Origin of the sequence: Streptomyces aureoversilis (assembly GCF_042657885.1) — a bacterium.
Classification (GTDB): Bacteria; Actinomycetota; Actinomycetes; order Streptomycetales; family Streptomycetaceae; genus Streptomyces; species Streptomyces aureoversilis.
Window position 1 is genome coordinate 1 of record NZ_JBHSKJ010000029.1, and the last position, 22,023, is coordinate 22,023.

The 22,023-nt window shown below is 70.5% G+C and carries 18 protein-coding genes; 14 read left to right on the forward strand and 4 right to left on the reverse strand.

The features are described 5' to 3' along the window. Positions 1 to 721 (reverse strand): homocysteine S-methyltransferase family protein (locus ACFPP6_RS33555; RefSeq protein WP_382050343.1); only part of this gene is annotated, 721 nt, incomplete at its 3' end. Between the two features lie 262 nt (positions 722 to 983). Between ACFPP6_RS33555 and ACFPP6_RS33560 the strand changes: the two genes are divergently transcribed. From ACFPP6_RS33560 to ACFPP6_RS33600, 9 genes are all read left to right on the forward strand, one after another. Beyond that, a complete protein-coding gene (locus tag ACFPP6_RS33560; RefSeq protein ID WP_382050345.1) occupies positions 984 to 1,748 on the forward strand; it encodes an IclR family transcriptional regulator in 765 nt (254 codons plus the stop codon). Positions 1,749 to 2,049: 301 nt separating this feature from the next. Further along, complete coding sequence (locus tag ACFPP6_RS33565; protein WP_382050347.1) at positions 2,050 to 2,832, forward strand: MIP/aquaporin family protein; 783 nt, start codon at positions 2,050 to 2,052, stop codon at positions 2,830 to 2,832. Between the two features lie 41 nt (positions 2,833 to 2,873). Beyond that, positions 2,874 to 4,400, forward strand: a complete 1,527-nt coding sequence (gene glpK, locus ACFPP6_RS33570; RefSeq protein ID WP_168093430.1) for a glycerol kinase GlpK — start codon at positions 2,874 to 2,876, stop codon at positions 4,398 to 4,400. Between the two features lie 2 nt (positions 4,401 to 4,402). Next, complete coding sequence (locus ACFPP6_RS33575; RefSeq protein WP_168093429.1) at positions 4,403 to 6,010, forward strand: glycerol-3-phosphate dehydrogenase/oxidase; 1,608 nt, start codon at positions 4,403 to 4,405, stop codon at positions 6,008 to 6,010. Between the two features lie 126 nt (positions 6,011 to 6,136). Continuing rightward, positions 6,137 to 7,201: a glycoside hydrolase family 18 protein gene (locus tag ACFPP6_RS33580; protein ID WP_382050350.1), complete on the forward strand. Its 1,065-nt coding sequence runs from the start codon at positions 6,137 to 6,139 to the stop codon at positions 7,199 to 7,201. A gap of 115 nt (positions 7,202 to 7,316) precedes the next feature. Continuing rightward, positions 7,317 to 8,291: a PAC2 family protein gene (locus ACFPP6_RS33585; RefSeq protein WP_382050352.1), complete on the forward strand. Its 975-nt coding sequence runs from the start codon at positions 7,317 to 7,319 to the stop codon at positions 8,289 to 8,291. A gap of 182 nt (positions 8,292 to 8,473) precedes the next feature. After that, complete coding sequence (locus tag ACFPP6_RS33590) at positions 8,474 to 9,187, forward strand: HAD family hydrolase (RefSeq protein WP_382050354.1); 714 nt, start codon at positions 8,474 to 8,476, stop codon at positions 9,185 to 9,187. A gap of 414 nt (positions 9,188 to 9,601) precedes the next feature. Continuing rightward, positions 9,602 to 11,200: an ABC transporter substrate-binding protein gene (locus ACFPP6_RS33595; protein WP_382050356.1), complete on the forward strand. Its 1,599-nt coding sequence runs from the start codon at positions 9,602 to 9,604 to the stop codon at positions 11,198 to 11,200. 85 nt (positions 11,201 to 11,285) lie between these two features. Continuing rightward, positions 11,286 to 12,875, forward strand: a complete 1,590-nt coding sequence (locus ACFPP6_RS33600) for an ABC transporter substrate-binding protein (RefSeq protein WP_382050358.1) — start codon at positions 11,286 to 11,288, stop codon at positions 12,873 to 12,875. Positions 12,876 to 12,952: 77 nt separating this feature from the next. Here ACFPP6_RS33600 and ACFPP6_RS33605 read toward each other — a convergent pair whose 3' ends face one another. Together ACFPP6_RS33605 and ACFPP6_RS33610 are read right to left on the reverse strand one after the other, a co-directional pair. After that, on the reverse strand, positions 12,953 to 13,624 hold the full coding sequence (locus tag ACFPP6_RS33605) for a response regulator (RefSeq protein ID WP_058045158.1): 672 nt from the start codon (positions 13,622 to 13,624) through the stop codon (positions 12,953 to 12,955). Between the two features lie 13 nt (positions 13,625 to 13,637). Further along, positions 13,638 to 14,585: a RecB family exonuclease gene (locus tag ACFPP6_RS33610; protein ID WP_382050460.1), complete on the reverse strand. Its 948-nt coding sequence runs from the start codon at positions 14,583 to 14,585 to the stop codon at positions 13,638 to 13,640. Between the two features lie 128 nt (positions 14,586 to 14,713). Between ACFPP6_RS33610 and ACFPP6_RS33615 the strand changes: the two genes are divergently transcribed. From ACFPP6_RS33615 to ACFPP6_RS33625, 3 genes are all read left to right on the forward strand, one after another. Further along, on the forward strand, positions 14,714 to 15,952 hold the full coding sequence (locus ACFPP6_RS33615) for a site-2 protease family protein (RefSeq protein ID WP_382050461.1): 1,239 nt from the start codon (positions 14,714 to 14,716) through the stop codon (positions 15,950 to 15,952). A gap of 101 nt (positions 15,953 to 16,053) precedes the next feature. After that, positions 16,054 to 16,941: a tRNA (adenine-N1)-methyltransferase gene (locus ACFPP6_RS33620; protein WP_058045161.1), complete on the forward strand. Its 888-nt coding sequence runs from the start codon at positions 16,054 to 16,056 to the stop codon at positions 16,939 to 16,941. 236 nt (positions 16,942 to 17,177) lie between these two features. Then, entirely contained in the window at positions 17,178 to 17,774 is a 597-nt protein-coding gene (locus ACFPP6_RS33625) for a hypothetical protein (protein WP_382050361.1), read from the forward strand. Between the two features lie 4 nt (positions 17,775 to 17,778). On the opposite strand, the gene ACFPP6_RS33630 is transcribed toward ACFPP6_RS33625, so the two are convergent. Further along, the gene (locus ACFPP6_RS33630) at positions 17,779 to 18,045 is read right to left on the reverse strand and encodes a ferredoxin (protein ID WP_058047003.1); all 267 of its coding nucleotides are present in this window, start codon (positions 18,043 to 18,045) and stop codon (positions 17,779 to 17,781) included. Positions 18,046 to 18,402: 357 nt separating this feature from the next. On the opposite strand from ACFPP6_RS33630, the gene arc reads away from it, so the two are divergent. Together arc and dop are read left to right on the forward strand one after the other, a co-directional pair. Next, positions 18,403 to 20,169 (forward strand): proteasome ATPase, encoded by a 1,767-nt coding sequence (arc, locus tag ACFPP6_RS33635; protein WP_256791511.1) that lies wholly within the window; start codon positions 18,403 to 18,405, stop codon positions 20,167 to 20,169. A 329-nt stretch (positions 20,170 to 20,498) separates the two neighbouring features. Beyond that, complete coding sequence (gene dop, locus ACFPP6_RS33640) at positions 20,499 to 22,010, forward strand: depupylase/deamidase Dop (RefSeq protein ID WP_382050364.1); 1,512 nt, start codon at positions 20,499 to 20,501, stop codon at positions 22,008 to 22,010. Positions 22,011 to 22,023 lie beyond the last annotated feature (13 nt).

Below are 22,023 nucleotides of genomic sequence, written 5' to 3' on the forward strand. Positions count from 1 at the left end.
CCGGACCGGTCGCGCAGTTCAGGCCGATCATGTCGATGCCCAGCGGCTCCAGCGCCGTCAGGGCGGCCCCGATCTCCGAGCCGAGGAGCATCGTGCCGGTGGTCTCCACCGTGACCTGCACCAGCAGGGGCAGGTCGGCGCCCAGGGCTTCCAGGGCGCGGCGGGCTCCGATCACCGACGCCTTCGTCTGCAGCAGGTCCTGCGTCGTCTCCACCAGGACCGCGTCGGCGCCGCCGGCCACCAGGCCCTCGACGTTCTGCTGGTAGGCGTCGCGCAGGGCGGTGTAGGGGGCGTGGCCGAGCGTCGGCAGCTTCGTGCCCGGGCCGACCGAGCCCAGGACCCAGCGCGTGCGGCCGTCGCGGGCGGTGAAGTCGTCGGCGGTCTCGCGGGCGACGCGGGCGCCCGCCTCGGAGAGTTCGAAGATCCGCTCGGGGATGTCGTACTCGCCCAGCGCCGCCAGGTTCGCGCCGAAGGTGTTGGTCTCCACGCAGTCCACGCCGACGGAGAAGTAGGCCTCGTGGACGGAGCGGACGATGTCGGGGCGGGTCACGTTCAGGACCTCGTTGCAGCCCTCCAGCTGCTCGAAGTCCTCCATGCTGGGGTCCTGCGCCTGAAGCATCGTGCCCATGGCTCCGTCGGCCACCACGACCCGGGAGGCGAGCGCCTCCCGCAGTTCGGAGGCTCGGGCGGTGCTTGCGGTCGATGGCGTGAACGAGGCCATGGAAGTGCTCCCGGGGTTGCGACGGCTGTCGGCTTTGCGTCCTCCGGAAGAAGACGCACGCCGTCAGCGTAACTGCCGGAAGCGGAATTCGGGCGGGTGTCCCACACCTCGGATACGCGATGGATACGCGGTCGACGGGGCCGGGCGCAGCGGCCGGACCCTCTCGGCGATCATGGTTCCGCCGCCGGTCAGCTATCTCCCGGTCGGCATCGGCCGATAGTGTTCAGCAATGCCGAACGGGCATTTCGGAGGAGGTTGAGCGATGGCACGGACCATCCAGTCGCTCGAACGGGCGGCAGCGATGCTACGGCTGCTCGCGGGGGGCGAACGACGGCTGGGTCTGTCCGATGTGGCCTCCGCACTCGGGCTGGCCAAGGGCACGGCACACGGCATTCTGCGCACCCTGCAGCAGGAGGGCTTCGTCGAGCAGGACCCCGCGTCGGGGCGCTACCAGCTCGGCGCCGAGCTGCTGCGGCTGGGCAACAGCTATCTGGACGTGCACGAGCTGCGCGCCCGCGCCCTGCTGTGGGCGGACGACCTGGCCCGCTCCAGCGGGGAGAGCGTCTACCTGGGCGTCCTGCACCAGCAGGGCGTGCTGATCGTCCACCACGTCTTCCGGCCGGACGACAGCCGTCAAGTGCTGGAGGTCGGCGCGATGCAGCCGCTGCACAGCACGGCCCTGGGGAAGGTGCTGTGCGCCTACGACCCCGTGGCGCACAGCCAGCTGCTGGAGGCCGAGCGCGAGGCGTTCACCGTGCAGACCGTCACCGCCCTGCCCGACCTGGAGGGCGTGCTGGACCTGACCCGGGCCCGCGGCTGGGCCGCGGACGTCGAGGAGACCTGGGAGGGGGTGGCCTCCGTCGCCGCCCCCATCCACGACCGGCACCGGATGCCGGTGGGCGCCGTCGGGATCACCGGTGCGGTGGAGCGGGTCTGCGAGGACGGGGAGCTGCGGGCGCAGCTGGTCGCCGCCGTCCGGGACTGTGCGCGCGCCGTCTCCCGCGACCTGGGTGCGGGCCGCTTCTGACGTCCGGCCCTTTGGTGTGCCCGGTGGCGACTACCGGGTACTACTAGTCGGTAACCCCGAGTGTCCGCAACGGCGGTTTTCAGCCACTCCGGCAGAGAGTTTTCGGTCACAGGGCTCTTGACGGGCCCTTAACCGTGCAGAAAACTGCCGTTCATCGGTCGGCATTGTCGAACACCTAACGACAATATTCGCTATGGTGGACACTGCCGCGGGCCGATCGAAGCTCTCCATCGGAGAGCTGCGGACCACCGGAGGGACCCGGGGTTCGCCTTCCCCTGGACGAAGGACAAAGGAGTCGCGGGTGTCCAGCTCCGACATCTTCACCGGTGAGCTCATCGGTACCGCAGTGTTGATCCTGCTCGGCGGCGGCGTGTGCGCCGCCGTCACCCTGAAGCGTTCGAAGGCGCAGAACGCGGGCTGGCTCGCCATCACGTTCGGCTGGGGCTTCGCCGTGCTGGCCGGTGCGTACATCGGCACCAAGTCCGGCGCGCACCTCAACCCGGCCGTCACCCTCGGCCTCGCCATCGACGGCGCGGTCGAGTGGAAGGACGTTCCGCTCTACGTCGGCTCCCAGATGCTCGGCGCGATGATCGGTGCGACGCTGGTCTGGTTCGCCTACTACGGCCAGTTCAAGGCCCACCTGACGGACCCGGAGCTCGTCGCGAGCCTCAACCCCGCCGAGGGCATGGTCGACCAGACCGCGACGCCCCAGGCCGGCCCGGTGCTCGGCATCTTCTCCACCGGTCCCGAGATCCGCAACGCGGTGCAGAACCTCGTCACCGAGATCATCGGCACGGCCGCGCTGGTGCTCTTCATCCTCACCATGGGTCTGACCAAGGGCCTGGCCACGAGCGGTACGGGCACCCTGATGGTCGCCCTCGTCGTCGTCGGCATCGGCCTCTCGCTCGGCGGCCCGACCGGTTACGCCATCAACCCCGCCCGCGACCTGGGCCCGCGCATCGTGCACGCCCTGCTGCCGCTGCCCAACAAGGGCGGCTCCGACTGGGGCTACGCCTGGGTCCCGGTGGTCGGCCCGCTCATCGGCGCCGCCCTGGCCGCAGGCATCCACAAGATCGCGTTCTGATCCCCCGCCGAGACCTTCAGACCTCAGGAGTTAGAGACACCATGACCGACGCGCACAGCCAGGGCCCGTTCATCGCGGCGATCGACCAGGGCACCACCTCCTCCCGCTGCATCGTCTTCGACCGCGACGGACGCATCGTCTCCGTCGACCAGAAGGAGCACGAGCAGATCTTCCCGAAGCCGGGCTGGGTCGAGCACGACGCCACGGAGATCTGGACCAACGTCCAGGAAGTCGTCGCCGGCGCCGTCGAGAAGGCGGGCATCACCGCCGCCGACGTCAAGGCCATCGGTATCACCAACCAGCGCGAGACCACGCTGCTGTGGGACAAGAACACGGGCGAGCCGGTCTACAACGCCATCGTCTGGCAGGACACCCGCACCGACGCCCTGTGCAAGGAGCTCGGCCGCAACGTCGGCCAGGACCGCTTCCGCCGTGAGACGGGCCTGCCGCTGGCCTCGTACTTCTCCGGTCCGAAGGTCCGCTGGCTGCTGGACAACGTCGAGGGCCTGCGCGAGCGCGCCGAGGCCGGCGACATCCTCTTCGGCACCATGGACTCCTGGGTCATCTGGAACCTCACCGGTGGCACCGACGGCGGCGTCCACGTCACCGACGTCACCAACGCCTCCCGCACGATGCTGATGAACCTCCGCAGCCTCGACTGGGACGAGCGCATCCTGGAGTCGATGGAGATCCCGGCCGCCGTGCTGCCGGAGATCCGCTCCTCCGCCGAGGTCTACGGCACGGCCAAGGGCGGCGCCCTCGCCGGTGTGCCCGTCGCCTCCGCGCTCGGCGACCAGCAGGCGGCCCTCTTCGGCCAGACCTGCTTCTCCGAGGGCGAGGCCAAGTCGACCTACGGCACCGGCACGTTCATGCTGATGAACACCGGCGACGAGCCCGTCAACTCCTACAACGGCCTGCTGACCACCGTCGGCTACCGCATCGGCGACCAGAAGCCCGTCTACGCCCTCGAGGGCTCCATCGCCGTCACCGGCTCCCTCGTGCAGTGGATGCGCGACCAGATGGGCCTGATCAAGAGCGCGGCCGAGATCGAGACGCTCGCCAGCTCCGTCGAGGACAACGGCGGCGCCTACTTCGTGCCGGCCTTCTCCGGCCTGTTCGCCCCCTACTGGCGCTCCGACGCGCGCGGTGTCATCGCGGGCCTGACCCGCTACGTGACCAAGGCGCACATCGCCCGCGCCGTGCTCGAGGCCACCGCCTGGCAGACCCGCGAGATCACCGACGCCATGACCAAGGACTCGGGCGTCGAGCTGACCGCACTCAAGGTCGACGGCGGCATGACCTCCAACAACTTGCTGATGCAGACCCTCTCGGACTTCCTGGACGCACCGGTCGTGCGCCCGATGGTCGCCGAGACGACCTGCCTCGGCGCTGCCTACGCCGCCGGCCTCGCCGTCGGCTTCTGGCCGGACACCGACGCGCTGCGCGCCAACTGGCGCCGGGCCGCCGAGTGGACCCCCCGCATGGACGCGGACACGCGTGACCGCGAGTACAAGAACTGGCTCAAGGCCGTCGAGCGGACCATGGGCTGGATCGAGGACGAGGAGTAATCATGACAACCCCGCAGAGCGTTCCGACCCTGGGAACGCACCCGGCTGCCGGCGCCAACCCGGGCCGCGCCGAGACCCGGGAACGGCTGTCCAAGGCGACGTACGACCTCCTGGTGATCGGTGGCGGCATCCTGGGCACTTCGGTGGCCTGGCACGCCGCGCAGTCCGGTCTGCGGGTCGCGATGGTGGACGCCGGCGACTTCGCCGGCGCCACCTCCTCCGCCTCCTCCAAGCTGGTCCACGGCGGTCTGCGCTACCTGCAGACCGGCGCGGTCAAGCTGGTCGCGGAGAACCACCACGAGCGCCGGGTGCTGGCCAAGGACGTGGCCCCGCACCTGGTCAACCCGCTCACCTTCTACCTGCCCGTGTACAAGGGCGGCCCGGTCGGCGCGGCCAAGCTCGGCGCCGGTGTCTTCGCCTACTCGGCGCTGTCCGCCTTCGGCGACGGCGTCGGCAAGGTGATCTCCCCGGCCAAGGCCAAGGCCGACAACCCCGGTCTGCGCACGGACAACCTGAAGGCCGTCGCGGTCTACTACGACCACCAGATGAACGACTCCCGCGTGGCCGTCATGACGGTCCGCGCGGCGGTCGAGTCCGGTGCCGTCGTCCTCAACCACGCCGAGGTGACCGGCCTGCGCTTCACGCACGGCAAGGTCACCGGCGCGGAGCTCAAGGACCGCCTGGACGGTTCGGAGTTCGGCATCGACGCGCGCGTCGTCCTCAACGCCACCGGCCCGTGGGTGGACCACCTGCGGAAGCTGGAAGACAAGGGCGCCGCGCCGTCGATCCGCCTCTCCAAGGGCGCGCACATCGTGATGAAGCGCAAGTCGCCGTGGAAGGCCGCCATGGCCACCCCGATCGACAAGTACCGCATCACCTTCGCCCTGCCGTGGGAGGACCAGCTGCTGCTGGGCACCACCGACACCCAGTACGAGGGTGACCCGGCGGACGTGCGCGCCACGGAGGAGGACATCCAGCAGATCCTCGACGAGGCGGCGTTCTCCATCCAGGACGCGGACCTCGACCGCGACCTGATGACGTACGCCTTCGCCGGTCTGCGCGTGCTGCCCGGCGGCCCGGGCGACGTCTCCCAGGCCAAGCGCGAGACGGTCGTCTCCGAGGGCAAGGGCGGCATGCTGTCCGTCGCCGGCGGCAAGTGGACCACCTACCGCCACATCGGCCGTACGGTCATGAAGAAGCTCGCCCAGGTGCCCGGCAGCCCGCTGACCGAGGACATGGAGCCCATCTCCAGCCTGGTCCGCCGCACCCCGCTGCCCGGTGTCGCGAACCCCAACGCGGTCGCCCACCGCCTGCTCGTCGACCGCGAGCCCGGCGCCCGCATGGACCCGCTGACCGCCCGCCACCTCGCCTCGCACTACGGCTCGCTGTCCTTCGACATCGCGCGCCTGGCCAACGAGAACCCCGAGCTCGGCGAGCGCATCCACCCCGACGGCCCGGAGATCTGGGCCCAGGTCGTCTACGCCCGCGACCACGAGTGGGCCGAGACCGTCGACGACGTCCTGCGTCGCCGCACGACCCTGACCATCCGCGGCCTGGACGACGAGAACGTCCGCGCCCGCGTGAAGGACATGCTGGCCGACAAGGGCTGACCCGCCCGTAGCGCCGCAGCCTCGGGGGAAGGACGCCAAGCGTCCTTCCCCCGAGGCGTTCCTTTTCGGCCACACCGCAACTGACCTGCTGTTTTTCTCGTCCCTACAGAAAACGAGGGGGACGAGATGAAGAATCGGGCCGGCCGGTCCCTGGCGGCCAGGGTGCGCGCGTGGCGTCCCGGCCGGAAGACGGTGGTACGCGTGGCGCTCGCCCTGGCCCTGGTGGTGCTGGTGCCCGTCGTCGCCGCGGGCAGCGCCCTGCGGGCGTCCTACGCCGGATCGCCCGCGGAGGACGCCGTCACCCGCGGCCGGGACGCCGTGTGGCTGGGCCACGCCTGGCTCGACGGACGGCGCGGCCCGGCGGACCTCGCCGCGCTCAAGCGCCGGCTCGACGGCACGGGCATGCGCGACCTGTACGTCCACGCGGGCCCGCTGGAGCACGACGGCACCCTGCCCGCCACCGCGTACGCGAACTCGCGCAAGCTGATCGACTCCCTGCACCGCGAACTGCCCGGCATCCGCGTCCAGGCGTGGCTCGGCGACAAGCTCGTGCGCCCGGGCGAGGGCAGCAACGGCCTGCGCCTGGACTCGGCGACCGCGCGGGCCGCCGTCGTCGAGAGCGCCCGGCAGGTCATGCGGGCCGGCTTCGAGGGCGTCCACCTCGACGTCGAGCCCGTGCGCACCGGCGACCGCGACTTCCTCACCCTGCTGGACGCCCTGCACCCGGCCGTGCGGTCCGCCGGGGGAGTGCTGTCGATCGCGGCCCAGCAGATCGACCCGGTGCCCGCGATGCACGCCGCGGCGCACTTCGTTGGCAGCCCCAAGTGGTGGACCCAGCGCTATTTCGGCCAGGTCGCGCGCCGCACCGACCAGATCGCGATGATGTCCTACGACACCGCGCTGCCGATCGAGAGCCTCTACGGCGGCTACGTCGCGCGCCAGACGGAACTCGCCCTGCAGGTCACGCCCGCCGGCACCGACCTGCTCATGGGCCTGCCCTTCTACCACACCGACGACATGGGTCACCACGGTCACGCCGAGACGGCCGCGGCGGCCGTGCGCGGCGCGCGGCTCGGCCTGACCCGCGAGGACCGGGACCGCAAGCGCTTCGGGCTCGCGCTCTACGTCGACTTCGCGGCCACCGAGGACGACTGGCGCGCCTACCGGACCGGCTGGGGAGCAAGGGGCTGAGGAAGAGCCCGTACAGGGGCTGCGACCGGGCAGCGGGGAAGCCGTAGTCTTGTGGTCGCACAACAGAGCAGCAATAAAAACACTGCAGAACAGATTGCAGAGAAGGAGGCGCTGGGTGATCGAGCTTGAGGGGGTACCCGAGCTGATCGACCCGGTCATGATCTGTGCCTTCGAGGGCTGGAACGACGCGGGGGACGCCGCCTCCAGCGCGGTCGCGCACCTGGACCGGGAGTGGAAGGGCGAGGTCTTCGGCGCGCTCGACGCCGAGGACTACTACGACTTCCAGGTCAACCGCCCCACGGTCTGGCTCGACGGCGGCGTCCGCAAGATCACGTGGCCGACGACCAGGCTGTCCGTGGTGCGCACCGGCGGCGGAGAGGGCAAGGGCGCCCCGCGCGACCTCGTCCTGGTGCGCGGCATCGAGCCCAGCATGCGCTGGCGCTCGTTCTGCAACGAGATCCTGGGCTTCGCCCACGAGCTCGGCGTGGAGCTGGTGGTCGTCCTGGGCTCGCTGCTCGGGGACACCCCGCACACCCGTCCCGTTCCGGTCAGCGGCGTCACCTCCGATCCGGACCTCGCACGGACCATGGATCTGGAGGAGTCCCGCTACGAGGGCCCGACCGGGATCGTCGGCATCCTCCAGGAGGCCTGCACCCACGCCGGCGTCCCGGCGGTGAGCCTGTGGGCGGCCGTCCCGCACTACGTCTCCCAGCCGCCCAACCCGAAGGCCACCCTGGCGCTGCTGAACCGCCTGGAGGACCTGATCGACCTGCGCATCCCGCTCGGCGAGCTGCCGGAGGACGCGCGGGCCTGGCAGCTGGGCGTCGACCAGCTGGCCGCGGAGGACAGCGAGGTCGCCGAGTACGTGCAGTCCCTGGAGGAGGCGCGCGACACGGCGGACCTGCCGGAGGCCTCGGGCGAGGCCATCGCCCGCGAGTTCGAGCGCTACCTGCGCCGCCGGGACCCGCAGCAGGGCGACGGCTCGTATCTGCGCGACACCACCAGCGGGCGCACGCGCCCGCAGCGCCAGCCCAAGGACGAGGCGGCGGCGCCCGAGGAGGAGCCCGAGGGGCCCGAGGACGAGGCCTGAGGCAGCGGCCGGCGGCGGTGACGGGGCCCGGGGCGGGGCCCTCGATGTGACGAATCCCCGATATTGAAGAGACGTCCGCAACCGTCCGCCGTACACTTGTCGGTCCGGTGAAGGCCGGTTCGCACACCCCGCGAGGGGCCGCGCGAGCCGGCCTTCTCGTCCCCCCAGGAGGTGTGCCCCGGATGACCAGCAGCATTCCCGCTGCCCCGCCCCGCGCGGCCGCAGGTTCCGCCCTGCAGGCGGTCCTGCTCGACATGGACGGCACCCTCGTCGACACCGAGGGCTTCTGGTGGGAAGTGGAGGTCGCCGTCTTCGCCGAGCTGGGCCACCAGCTGCTGGAGGAGTGGCGCGAGGTCGTCGTCGGCGGCCCCATGACGCGCAGCGCCTCCTTCCTCATCCGGGCCACCGGCGCGAAGATCGCCGTGACGGAGCTGTCCGTCCTGCTGAACAAGCGCTTCTCGGAGATGATCGGGCGCGGCGTGCCGCTGATGCCGGGCGCCCGCAGACTCCTCGCCGAGCTCGCCGCGCACAAGATCCCCACCGCCCTGGTCTCGGCCTCGCACCGGGAGATCATCGACCGCGTGCTGCTGTCGCTGGGCCCGGAGAACTTCACCCTGACCGTCGCGGGCGACGAGCTGGAGCGCACCAAGCCGCACCCCGACCCGTATCTGCTGGCGGCCGCCCGGCTGGGGGCGGAGCCGGGCCGCTGCGCGGTCGTGGAGGACACCCTGACCGGGGTGACGGCGGGCGAGGCGGCCGGCTGCCGGGTGGTGGCGGTGCCGTCGGTGGCCCCGATCCCGCCCGCCGCCGGGCGGACCGTCGTGGGCTCCCTGGAGGAAGTGGATCTCGGTTTTCTCCGGGGACTGATCACGGGAATGCACTCTCCCGTGCACTGAGCGTGCCCCGGGGAAAGTTCAAGGAACTCTGGGCGCCGGAACGAGTGTTTTCCGTGACGAATGCACTGACCTAATTCCCACAGCCCGCCGGGAAGTCGTCCGAGTGACCTTCGTCACCGCATCCGACGGCGGTGCGTGCGGGAACGGTCACCCGGTGACGCCCCCGCAGGGGTTGAAGCGCACCCTTGTGTCCGGATTGATGATCGTGTGCGTGGATCGTTCCGGCGTCCGGATATCGCGAATCACCTCCCTTGTTATCGCCGCGTGATATCGCGTCAACTTCTCCGTGTTCCGGCGGCAGTGGCGCCCGGCACTAATCTTTTCGCGAGAACTTCACGGCTTGCCCGTAGGCCCGCGCACCGGTCGCCGGTAGGGTCCCGGGAACCGAACGCACCACAGGGAGAACCCCACACAATGAACCGCAAGACGTTGGTGCTGCCCACCGTGGCAGCCCTGCTGGCCCCCGTGCTCGTCGCCTGCGGCGGGAGCGACGGAGCCGGCAAGGGCAACGGCGCCATCGTCATCGGCACCACCGACCGGTTCGAGGAGACCACGGACGCCCCGGCGCCCTTCGATCCGGCCGCCGCGTACGACATCGGCGCGTGGAACGTTCTCCACAGCACTTTCCAGACACTCCTGCGGCTGCCCCGCTCCGGGACCGCCCCGGTCGCCGACGCCGCCTCCAAGTGCACCTTCGGCGACCGCAAGAGCGAGCAGTTCCGCTGCACCCTGCGCAGCGGCCTGAAGTTCTCCAACGGCCACGCGCTCACCGCCGAGGACGTCAAGTTCTCCATCGACCGCGCCCGCGCCATCAACTTCGAGAACGGCCCGGTCTCGCTGCTCAGCAACATCGACCGGGTGGAGACGCCGAGCGAGCTCGAGGTCGTCTTCCAGCTGAAGTCGCCCGACGCGACGTTCCCGCAGAAGATCGCGACCCCGGCCGCCGCCATCGTCGACGCCGAGTCCTACGACAAGGACAAGCTCGACAACGGCTTCAAGGTCGTCGGCTCCGGTCCGTACACGCTGCAGACCGAGGAGAAGGACGGCCGCGTCGTCAAGGCCGTGCTCAACAAGAACAAGAACTACCAGGGCGCCGTCCAGCTGCAGAACGACAAGGTCGAGATGCGCTTCTACGACGACGCCACGGCGATGGAGAAGGCCCTCAAGGCCGGCGACATCGACATCATGAACCGCACCCTGTCGCCCGAGCAGGTCAACCGCCTGCGCACGGAGGCCGGCAAGGACGTGCGCCTGCTCGAGGCCCCCGGCCAGGAGATCAGCTACCTCGCCTTCAACACCGACGACCCGGCGGTGAAGAACAAGGCGGTCCGCCAGGCCGTGGCCCAGGTCGTCGACCGCGCGGCGCTGGCCCGCGACTCCTACGGCCGCACGAACGACCCGCTGTACTCGCTCGTGCCCATGGGCATCACCGGGCACCAGAACTCGTTCTCCAACAAGTACGGTGACCCCAGCGCCGAGAAGGCCCGCAACATCCTGCGCGCCGGCAATGTGAGCACCCCGGTGCCGCTGACCCTCACCTACACCACCGACCACTACGGTGAGACGACCGAGAAGTCCTTCAAGGCCCTGCAGAAGCAGCTGAACGGCAGCGGGCTGTTCAACGTCAAGCTCCAGGGCGTGAAGTGGTCGGAGTTCCGCCCCGAGGCCGCGGCCGGCAAGTACGCCGCCTACGGCATGGGCTGGTTCCCCGACTTCCCGGACCCCGACAACTTCGTCGCCCCCTTCATCGGCAGGGACAACTTCCTCCGCTCGCCGTACCGCAACAGCAAGATCAGCAACGAGCTGATCCCCGAGTCCCGCGAGGCCTCGCAGCGCGAGGCCGCCGCGAAGTACTTCCAGCAGGCGCAGGACATCGTCGCCGAGGAGGTGCCGGTGCTGCCGCTGTGGCAGGGCAAGCAGTACGTGGCGGTCCGGGAGAACGTCACCGGTGCCGAGTGGGCGCTCAACTCCGCCTCCGAAATGCAGCCGTGGGAACTGGCCCGCGGCGTGTGAGGCACCCAGCCGTCAGACCGGTTCTGCCGACGACCTGTTCACGATTTGTTCAGAGACGAACAAGGAAACTGTGAGGAACGTGCACGTGAGGAAACGTGACCAGTGGCTTGCCGCCCCGCTCGGTGCGGGGCTCGCCGCCGCCCTGCTCACCGGGTGCGGTTCGGAAGACGGCAACGCCGGCGGCACCGGTGAGTCGGTGGTCATGGGGATGTCCGACGAGGTCGTGTCCACCGACCCGGCATCCGGTTACGACCCGGGCTCCTGGGTGCTGTTCAACAACGTCTTCCAGTCGCTGATGAGCTTCCCCAAGGGGAGCACCATCCCTCAGCCGGACGCCGCGGACAAGTGCAGCTTCAAGGACGAGAGCAGCACCGTCTACCAGTGCACCCTCAAGGAGGGGCTGAAGTTCAGCAACGGCCACGACCTCACCTCCGAGGACGTCGCCCACTCCTTCAACCGCACCCTGAAGATCAACGACGACAAGGGTCCCGCCAAGTCCCTGCTGTCCTCGATCAAGAACATCAAGACGCCGGACAAGATGAACGTCGTCTTCGAGCTCAAGCGCTCCGACGCCACCTTCCCGCAGAAGATCGCCTCGGGTGCCGGCTCGATCGTGGACCACCAGGAATACCCCCTGGACAAGCTCCGCACCGACGGCAAGGCGGTCGGCTCCGGCGTCTACAAGCTGGACTCGTACGACGAGAAGCAGGCCAAGTTCTCGGTCAACAAGAACTACAAGGGCGGTGCGGTCGTCCAGAACCGCGGCGTGACGCTGAAGTTCTTCCACGGCGAGCAGGTCGCGCTCAAGGATGCCGTCCAGAAGGGCGACATCGACCTCGCCTACCGTGGTCTGGCCATGAAGGACATCGCCGACATCGACGCGTCCGCCGGCAAGCACAACCTCAAGGTGGTCGAGGGCACCAGCGCCGAGGTCCAGCACCTGGTGTTCAACACCAAGGACCCGGTGGTCGGCAAGGTCGGCGTGCGCAAGGCCATCGCCTACCTGGTCGACCGCAGCGCCCTGGTCCGCGACGTCTACAAGCGCACCGCCGAGCCGCTGTACTCGATCGTCCCGAGCGGCATCACCGGCCACAAGACCCCGTTCTACGACACCTACGGTGACCGGCCGCAGCCCGACAAGGCCGCCGCCGCCCTGAACTCCGCGGGCATCAAGGACAAGGTCAAGCTCACGCTGTACGCCACGCCGATCCGTTACGGCCCGGGCACCGTCCCGGAGTTCCAGGCGATCGCGCAGCAGCTCAACAAGAGCGGCCTCTTCGAGGCGGACGTGAAGTCCGTCCCGCTGAAGGAGTACGAGGAGGGTGTGGCCGCCGGCCGGTACGGCGTCTACGTCAAGGGCTGGGTGCCTGACTACCCGGACCCCGACAACTTCACCGCGCCGTTCTTCGGCGAGGACAACGTGCTCTTCAACAACTACGAGTCCAAGGAGATCACCAGCCGCATCCTGGCCACCGCGGCCAACGGCAGCCGGCCCTCCACCGTCGGCGACTACGCCAAGGTGCAGAACACCGTCGCCCAGGACGTGCCGATCCTCCCGCTGTGGCAGGGCAAGCAGTACGCCGTGACCAACGAGCGGGTCTCCGGCCTCCAGTGGTCCCTCGACGCCTCCACCGTCTTCCGCTTCTGGGAGATCAGCAAGGCCTCGAAGGGCTGACCCCGGGAAGCCCCACAGCACAGTGCCCTCCTCCGGAGCTCCGGAGGAGGGCACTTGCCGTATGACGTGCGCGGTGGCTACTGGGCGCCCGGGCGGACCAGGCCGCTCTCGTACGCGTACACCGCGGCCTGGACGCGGTCGCGCAGGCCCAGCTTGGTCAGGACGTGCCCCACGTGCGTCTTCACCGTGGTCTCGCTGACGAACAGGTCCGCCGCGATCTCCGCGTTCGACAGGCCGCGCGCCACCAGCTTCAGCACCTCGACCTCGCGGTCGGTCAGCGTGTTCAGCGTGTCCGGCAGGGGCTCCTCGCCCGACGGCAGGTGACCCGCGTACTTGTCCAGCAGCCGCCGGGTGATGCTCGGCGCGAGCATCGCCTCGCCGCCCGCCACCACCCGGATCGCCTGGACCAGCTCATTGGCCGGCGCGTCCTTGAGCAGGAAGCCGCTCGCGCCCGCGCGCAGCGCCTCCACCACGTACTCGTCGAGGTCGAAGGTGGTCAGCACCAGGACCTTCGCCGGGCCGTTGCGGTCCGGGCCGGTGATCTGGCGCGTCGCCTCGACGCCGTCCATCCGGGGCATCCGGATGTCCATCAGGACCACGTCCGGCTGCAGCGCGCGCACCTGGTCCAGCGCCTGCAGACCGTCCCCCGCCTCGCCCACCACCGCGAGGTCCTGTTCCGCTTCGAGAATCATCCGGAAGCCGGTGCGCAGCAGCGGCTGGTCGTCGACCAGTAGGACGCGGATCGCCACAGGAACTCCTTCGCTAGACCGGGTCCATTCTGCCCTGCGCCGCCCCCTGGGCGGGCACCCGCCCGTCCCGCTGCGCCACGACGGGCAGCGGATACGGCGGGGGAGTGCCCCCGAACTCCGGGCAGACCGCCTGGTGATCGCACCAGCCGCACAGTTTCGTCGGCCGCGGGCGCCACTCGCCGGTCTCCGTGGCCAGCACGATCGCGTCCCACAGGGCCCGCAGCTTGCGCTCGACCGCCCGCAGCTCCTCCTCCACCGGGTCGTAGGTGAGGACGTCCCCGCTGCCCAGGTAGACCAGCTGGAGCCGGCGCGGCACCTTGCCCTGCAGCTTCCACAGCACCAGCGCGTAGAACGTCATCTGGAAGAGGGCCTCGGAGCGGAACCGCGGGGCCGGGGCCTTGCCGGTCTTGTAGTCCACGATGCGCACGTCGCCCGTCGGCGCGACGTCCACCCGGTCGATGAAGCCGCGCAGCAGCGGGCCCGACTCCAGCTCCGTCTCCACGTACAGCTCGCGCTCGGCGGGCTCCAGGCGCGTGGGGTCCTCGAGGGTGAACCAGCGCTCGACCAGCCGCTCGGCATCCCCCAGCCACTTCGCCAGCAGCTGCGGGTCGTGCGCGCCGTCCTCGCCGTGGAAGAGCTCCGCGAGCTCGGGGCGGGAGGCCAGCAGCCGCTCCCACTCGCCCGGCACCAGCCCCTTGGCCCGCGCCGCCGTGCGCTCCGCCGCCGGTGCGTCGAAGAGCCGCTCCAGCACCGCGTGGACCACCGTGCCGCGGGTGGCCGCCGCGCTCGGCTTCTCCGGCAGCCTGTCGATCACCCGGAACCGGTACAGCAGCGGGCACTGCATGAAATCGCCCGCCCGCGACGGGGACAGGGCCTTCGGCCGCACCGCCCCCGTGTCCGTCTCCGCAGGCCCGCGCCCCGCGCCGGCCCCGGCTCGCCCCGCAGGCGCCCCACTGTCCATACCCATGACAGAAAACCCTAAGGCCCGCCACCGACAGCCGGCGTCATACCATCGACCACAGACCCCTTCGCAGCATGATCGGGAGACCGCCGGTCGCCTGCGAGGGCCGCATCGGACGAGGGGACACCGTGGACAACAGCGGGCAGAGCAGGTCCGGCGGCGGGGGCGCCGGTGACCGGCAGCAGCCCGGGGACCGCCCCGAGCGCCCCCGCGAGAGGGGCGGCGGCATCCTCATGGGCCGCCCCTTCGGCGTGCCCGTCTACGTGGCCCCCAGCTGGTTCCTCGTCGCCGCCCTCATCACCTGGGTCTTCGGCGGCCAGCTCGACCGCGTCCTGCCCGAGCTGGGCCGCGCGCGCTACCTGGTCTCCCTCTTCTTCGCCGTCGCCTTCTACGCCTCGGTCCTCGTCCACGAGCTCGCCCACACCGTCGCCGCGCTGCGCTTCAAGCTCCCCGTACGGCGCATCCAGCTCCAGTTCTTCGGCGGCGTCTCCGAGATCGAGAAGGAGACCGAGACCCCCGGCCGCGAATTCGTCCTCGCCTTCGTCGGCCCCCTCCTCTCCCTCGTCCTCGCGGGCCTCTTCTACCTCGGCATGCTCGTCGTCGAGCCCGGCACCGTCCCCGGCGTCCTGCTCGCAGGCCTGATGATCTCCAACCTCCTCGTCGCGGCCTTCAACCTGCTGCCCGGGCTCCCGCTCGACGGCGGCCGCATGCTCCGCGCCGTCGTCTGGAAAATCAGCGGCAAGCCCATGACCGGCACGGTCGCCGCCGCCTGGATCGGCCGGGCCCTCGCGGTCGCCGTCCTCGTCGGCCTCCCGCTGCTCGCCCGCGCCGGCGGCATCGGCGCCTCCGGCGACGACCTCGGCGGCCTCGACTCCCTCACCGACGCCCTGCTCGCGGCCATCCTCGCCGCCATCATCTGGACCGGCGCCGGCAACAGCCTCCGCATGGCCCGCCTGCGCGAACGCCTCCCCGGCCTGAGCGCCCGCGCCCTCACCCGCCGCGCCGTCCCCGTGCAGGCCGCCACGCCCCTGTCCGAGGCCCTGCGCCGCGCCGGGGAGGCCGGCGCCCGCGCCCTGGTCGTCGTCGACGGCCAGGGCAACCCCACCGCGCTCGTCCGGGAGGCCGCCGTCGTCGGCGTCCCCGAGCACCGCCGCCCCTGGGTCGCGGTCAGCTCCCTCGCCCAGGACCTCAAGGACGGCATGCGCGTCTCCGCCGACCTCTCCGGCGAGGAGCTCCTCGACACCCTGCGCGCCACGCCCGCCACGGAGTACCTGGTGGTGGAGGCCACGGGGGAGGTCTACGGCGTCCTGGCCACCACCGACGTCGAGCGGGCCTTCGTGGCGGCGATGGCCCGTACGCCCTCCTGACCGCCCGCGGCCGCACGCCCCGCCGGGCCGGTGCCGCGCGCCGCGCCCCGGCGGGCGCCGCCGTGTCCGTACCCCCGCCGGATGGCGGGTAGGCTGGTCACATGTCCGAACCGACCGGTGCCGCCCGCCGTCGCGGGCCCTTCCAGGTCGGGGACCAGGTCCAGCTCACCGACCCCAAGGGACGCCACTACACCTTCACGCTCGAAGCCGGGAAGCAGTTCCACACCCACAAGGGTGCCTTCCCCCACGACGAGCTGATCGGTGCCCCCGAAGGCAGTGTTGTCCGTACCACGGGAAACGTCGCCTACCTCGCGCTGCGCCCCCTGCTCCCCGACTACGTCCTGTCCATGCCCCGCGGCGCCGCCGTGGTCTACCCCAAGGACGCGGGGCAGATCCTGGCCTTCGCCGACATCTTCGCCGGCGCGCGCGTCGTCGAGGCGGGAGTGGGCTCCGGCTCGCTCAGCGCCTTCCTGCTGCGCGCCATCGGTGACCAGGGCATGCTGCACTCCTACGAGCGCCGCGCGGACTTCGCCGAGATCGCCCAGGCGAACGTCGAGCGCTACTTCGGCGGCCCGCACCCCGCCTGGCAGCTCACGGTCGGCGACCTGCAGGACAACCTGTCCGACACCGACGTCGACCGGGTCATCCTCGACATGCTCGCCCCCTGGGAGTGCCTGGAGGCCGTCTCCAAGGCGCTCGTCCCCGGCGGCATCCTCTGCTGCTACGTGGCGACCACGACCCAGCTCGCCCGGACCGTCGAGTCCATCCGCGAGATCGGCTGCTTCGCCGAGCCGCAGCCCTGGGAGTCGATGATCCGCAACTGGCACGTCGAGGGACTCGCCGTCCGGCCGGACCACCGCATGATCGGCCACACCGGCTTCCTCGTCACCGCCCGCCGCCTCGCGGACGGCGTCGAGCCGCCGATGCGCCGCCGCCGCCCCGCCAAGGGCGCCTACGGCGACGACTACGAGGGCCCCAACAAGGGCTGACCCCCGTCATCGCGTGCACGGCACGCCGGGCGCCGTCACCGGGACCCCGCACCGCGGGGAACTCGGGGGCGGCGCCTCTTCGTTAGGCCCGTCCGCCGGGCCCGCCGCGGCGTCACCCGCCCGGCCTTTTCGCACGCCCTCCACCGGCGTGCCCGCTGTTCCCCGGTACGCGGGGGTGTGGCACGATGCTGATCGATTCCGCATCCCCGCAGCCACCGCCACAGGAGTCAGCGCGCGTGCAGCCACCGGCAGACAGTGCCCGTCCCGCCCCTGAGCCCGCCGCGCAGCCGCACACCCGCTCCGGGCCCGGCCACTGGCTGGCCACCGCCGCGGCCCTGGCCGCCGTCGTCGCGGCAGCGGTGGCCGTCGGCCCGCGCGAGGATCCCGCGCCCGCCCCGGCCGCCGCCTCCGCCGCGACCGCAGAGGCCTCCGCACCGCTCCCGGCCCGCTTCCCCCTGCGCTGCGGCCCCGGCGGCGGGCCCGACGTCGTCCAGCAGGTCACCAGCGACCTCGACGGCGACGGCCGGCCCGAGACGGTGGCCGTCGCGCGCTGCCGCGCCGGCGGCGGCACTCCGCCCAGCGGCGTCTACGTCCTCGCCGCGCCCCGCGAGCCGGGCGGGCGGCCCCGCGTCCTGGCCACGCTCGTGGACCCCCGGGAGAAGATGACCGTCACCGGTCTCACCGTCACCCGGGGCACCGTTTCGGCCACTCTGCTCGGCTACTCCGGCCCGGACGTGCCCCGTTGCTGCCCGGACAGGAGCCGGACCGTCGAATGGCACTGGAAGAACGGGAAGTTCGTGCTCCGGCCGATGCCCGTAGCAGGGAGTGTGTGATCCGTTACCCGGCGTCCGGGCCGTAGATCTCCACCTTGTCCGAAATGCGGCGGACATGAATACAGTCGCCCGGGCATTCCTTGGCCGAGTCACGGACATCCGTGAGCAGGGGCAGCGGCACGGGCGTGGTCGCGCCCGGCTCCTGCAGCAGCTCGTCGTCGGCGCTCTTCACGTACGCCAGGCCGTCGATGTCCAGCTCGAAGACCTCGGGCGCGTACTGGGCGCAGATCCCGTCCCCGGTGCACAGGTCCTGGTCGATCCAGACCTCCAGGGCCTCGCCGTCCGCCTCCGGGGCGGGCCCCGGGCCGTCCGCTGCGGTCGCCGTGGCCCCCGGGGCCGCCGGGACCCCGGCCGCCTCCGCGCGGTCGTCGTTCTGCACGGTCATCTCGCCCTGCCGTTTCCTGCGTACGTGAATCAATTGGAGCCAGCCCTGACGGGTGTTGACCGACTCGACGATACAACCGCCCGCTTTCCGATGTTGATGGGTGGGTATTCCCCTGCTGTGGGGACGTGCGCAAGGGTGAAGATCGGACACACTCCGACCGGGTTTGTGATCTAGGGGTTTCAACCTGCACCGGCCCAGGTAGGGTCAGGAAGCGTCCAGCTCCCCTTGGAGGAGGTGAGGACCGTGGCAGCCCACGACGACGACATGAACCGCGGCATCCGGCCGGGACGAGCGTCCGACGACCTCGCGAGCCAGGTTGCCTATTACGAGCAGGAGATCGCCGTCCTGCGGCGCAAGCTCGCCGACTCTCCGCGTCACACGAGGATTCTCGAAGAGCGGATCGTCGAGCTCCAGACCAACCTGGCCGGAGTGTCCGCTCAGAACGAGCGGCTCGCCAACACCCTCCGCGAGGCGCGCGACCAGATCGTCGCCCTCAAGGAGGAGGTCGACCGGCTCGCGCAGCCGCCGGCCGGCTTCGGAGTCTTCCTCAAGGCCAACGACGACGGCACGGCCGACATCTTCACCGGGGGCCGCAAGCTCCGGGTGAACGTCAGCCCCAGCGTCGACGCGGAGGACCTCCGGCGGGGCCAGGAGGTCATGCTCAACGAAGCGCTCAACGTGGTCGAAGCCATGGAGTTCGAACGAGCCGGGGACATCGTCACCCTCAAGGAGATCCTCGAGGACGGCGAGCGCGCCCTGGTCATCGGGCACACCGACGAGGAGCGGGTGGTGAGGCTCGCCGAGCCGCTGCTGGACACCACCATCCGCCCCGGGGACGCCCTGCTCCTCGAACCCCGATCCGGCTACGTCTACGAGATCATCCCGAAGAGCGAGGTCGAGGAACTTGTCCTCGAAGAGGTCCCGGACATCGACTACACCAAGATCGGCGGTCTGGGGAACCAGATCGAGCTGATCCGCGACGCGGTCGAGCTCCCCTACCTCTACCCCGACCTCTTCAAGGAGCACGAACTGCGGCCGCCCAAGGGCGTGCTGCTGTACGGTCCGCCCGGCTGCGGCAAGACGCTCATCGCCAAGGCCGTCGCCAACTCCCTTGCCAAGAAGGTCGCCGAGGTCACCGGCAAGCCCGCGGGGAAGAGCTTCTTCCTCAACATCAAGGGCCCCGAGCTCCTCAACAAGTACGTCGGGGAGACCGAGCGGCACATCCGGCTGATCTTCCAGCGCGCCCGGGAGAAGGCGAGCGAGGGCACCCCGGTCATCGTGTTCTTCGACGAGATGGACTCCCTCTTCCGCACCCGCGGCTCCGGGGTCAGCTCGGACGTCGAGAACACCATCGTCCCCCAGCTCCTCTCGGAGATCGACGGCGTCGAGGGCCTGGAGAACGTGATCGTGATCGGCGCCTCCAACCGGGAGGACATGATCGACCCGGCGATCCTGCGCCCCGGCCGCCTCGACGTGAAGATCAAGATCGAGCGCCCGGACGCGGAAGCCGCCAAGGACATCTTCTCGAAGTACCTGACCCGGACCCTGCCCATCCACGCGGACGACCTCACCGAGCACGGGGGCGACCCCAAGGCCGCCGTGGCCGGCATGATCCAGTCGGTCGTCGAGCAGATGTACGCCGAGTCCGAGGAAAACCGCTTCCTCGAGGTCACCTACGCCAACGGCGACAAGGAAGTCCTCTACTTCAAGGACTTCAACTCCGGCGCCATGATCCAGAACATCGTGGACCGGGCGAAGAAGATGGCCATCAAGGCCTTCCTCGACCACAACCAGAAGGGTCTGCGCGTCTCCCACCTGCTCGCCGCCTGCGTCGACGAGTTCAAGGAGAACGAGGACCTGCCCAACACCACCAACCCGGACGACTGGGCCCGGATCTCCGGCAAGAAGGGCGAGCGGATCGTCTTCATCCGCACCCTCGTCACCGGGAAGCAGGGCGCCGACACCGGCCGCTCGATCGACACGGTGGCCAATACCGGCCAGTACCTCTAGCACCAGCGTCCGGCTGCGGATGTCCCGTGCCCCCCGCCCCGGCGGGGGCACACCCGGGACAACCGCGGCCGGATGTGTTTTCCCGCCGCCCGCGTCGTTTTCCGACGGGTTTCTCGCCAGGATTTCGCCACGGGGAGCGTCCATGGCCCGGGTACGCCACGAACCGGAGCAATGACTGTAATGATCTCCCCACCGCCGCAAAGCCGTTCTAGGCTCTTCGATACCGCCGCACAGCGCGATGGGGGATCGAGGGCCGGACACGGACCGGATGCGCAGCGGTACTTGAGCGCCGACCCCACCAGGGGGCGCCGCCGGGCAAGGAGGGCCGCATGACCGTACGGCGAGTAATGGGCATTGAGACGGAGTACGGGATCTCCGTCCCCGGTCACCCGAACGCCAATGCCATGCTCACCTCGTCCCAGATCGTCAACGCCTACGCCGCGGCGATGCACCGGGCGCGACGCGCCCGCTGGGACTTCGAGGAGGAGAACCCGCTGCGGGACGCCCGGGGCTTCGACCTCGCCCGCGAAGCCGCGGACTCCAGCCAGCTCACCGACGAGGACATCGGCCTCGCCAACGTCATCCTGACCAACGGCGCGCGACTCTACGTCGACCACGCCCACCCCGAGTACAGCTCCCCGGAGATCACCAATCCCCGGGACGCCGTCCTGTGGGACAAGGCCGGCGAGCGGATCATGGCCGAGGCCGCCGAGCGCGCCGCCCAGCTGCCCGGAGCCCAGCCGATCCACCTCTACAAGAACAACACCGACAACAAGGGCGCGTCCTACGGCACCCACGAGAACTACCTGATGAAGCGGGAGACCCCCTTCTCGGACATCGTGCGCCACCTGACGCCCTTCTTCGTCTGCCGCCAGGTGGTCACCGGCGCCGGCCGCGTGGGCATCGGCCAGGACGGTCACGAGCACGGCTTCCAGCTCAGCCAGCGCGCGGACTACTTCGAGGTCGAGGTGGGCCTGGAGACCACGCTCAAGCGGCCGATCATCAACACCCGCGACGAGCCGCACGCCGACGCCGAGAAGTACCGCCGGCTCCACGTGATCATCGGCGACGCCAACCTCTCGGAGATCTCCACCTACCTCAAGCTGGGCACGACCGCCCTGGTCCTGTCCATGATCGAGGACGGCTTCATCGTCTCCGACCTCGCCGTCGACCAGCCGGTGCGCACCCTCCACCAGGTCAGCCACGACCCCACCCTGCAGCACCTCATCACGCTCCGCAGCGGCCGCACGCTCACCGCCGTACAGCTCCAGATGGAGTACTACGAGCTGGCCCGCAAGTACGTCGAGAACCGCTTCGGGGCGGATGCCGACGAGCAGACCAAGGACGTGCTCGGCCGCTGGGAGGACGTGCTGAACCGGCTGGAGCACGATCCGATGAGCCTGGCCGGCGAGCTGGACTGGGTGGCCAAGCGGGAGCTCCTGGAGGGCTACCGCCGCCGCGACGGCCTGGGCTGGGACGCGGCCCGCCTGCACCTGGTGGACCTGCAGTACGCGGACGTCCGGGCGGACAAGGGCCTGTACAACCGGCTCGCGGCCCGCGGCAAGATGAAGCGGCTGCTGGACGAGACCGAGGTGGAGCGCGCCCGCACGGTCCCGCCCGAGGACACGCGGGCCTACTTCCGCGGCCGCTGCCTGGAGCAGTACGCGGACGACGTGGCCGCGGCCTCCTGGGACTCGGTGATCTTCGACCTCCCGGGCCGTGACTCCCTGCAGCGGGTGCCCACCCTGGAGCCGCTGCGCGGTACGCGCAACCACGTCAAGGAGCTCCTGGACCGCTGCCGCACCGCGGAGGAGCTGGTCCGGGTGCTCTCCGGGGGCTGAGCAGGTCTGAGAG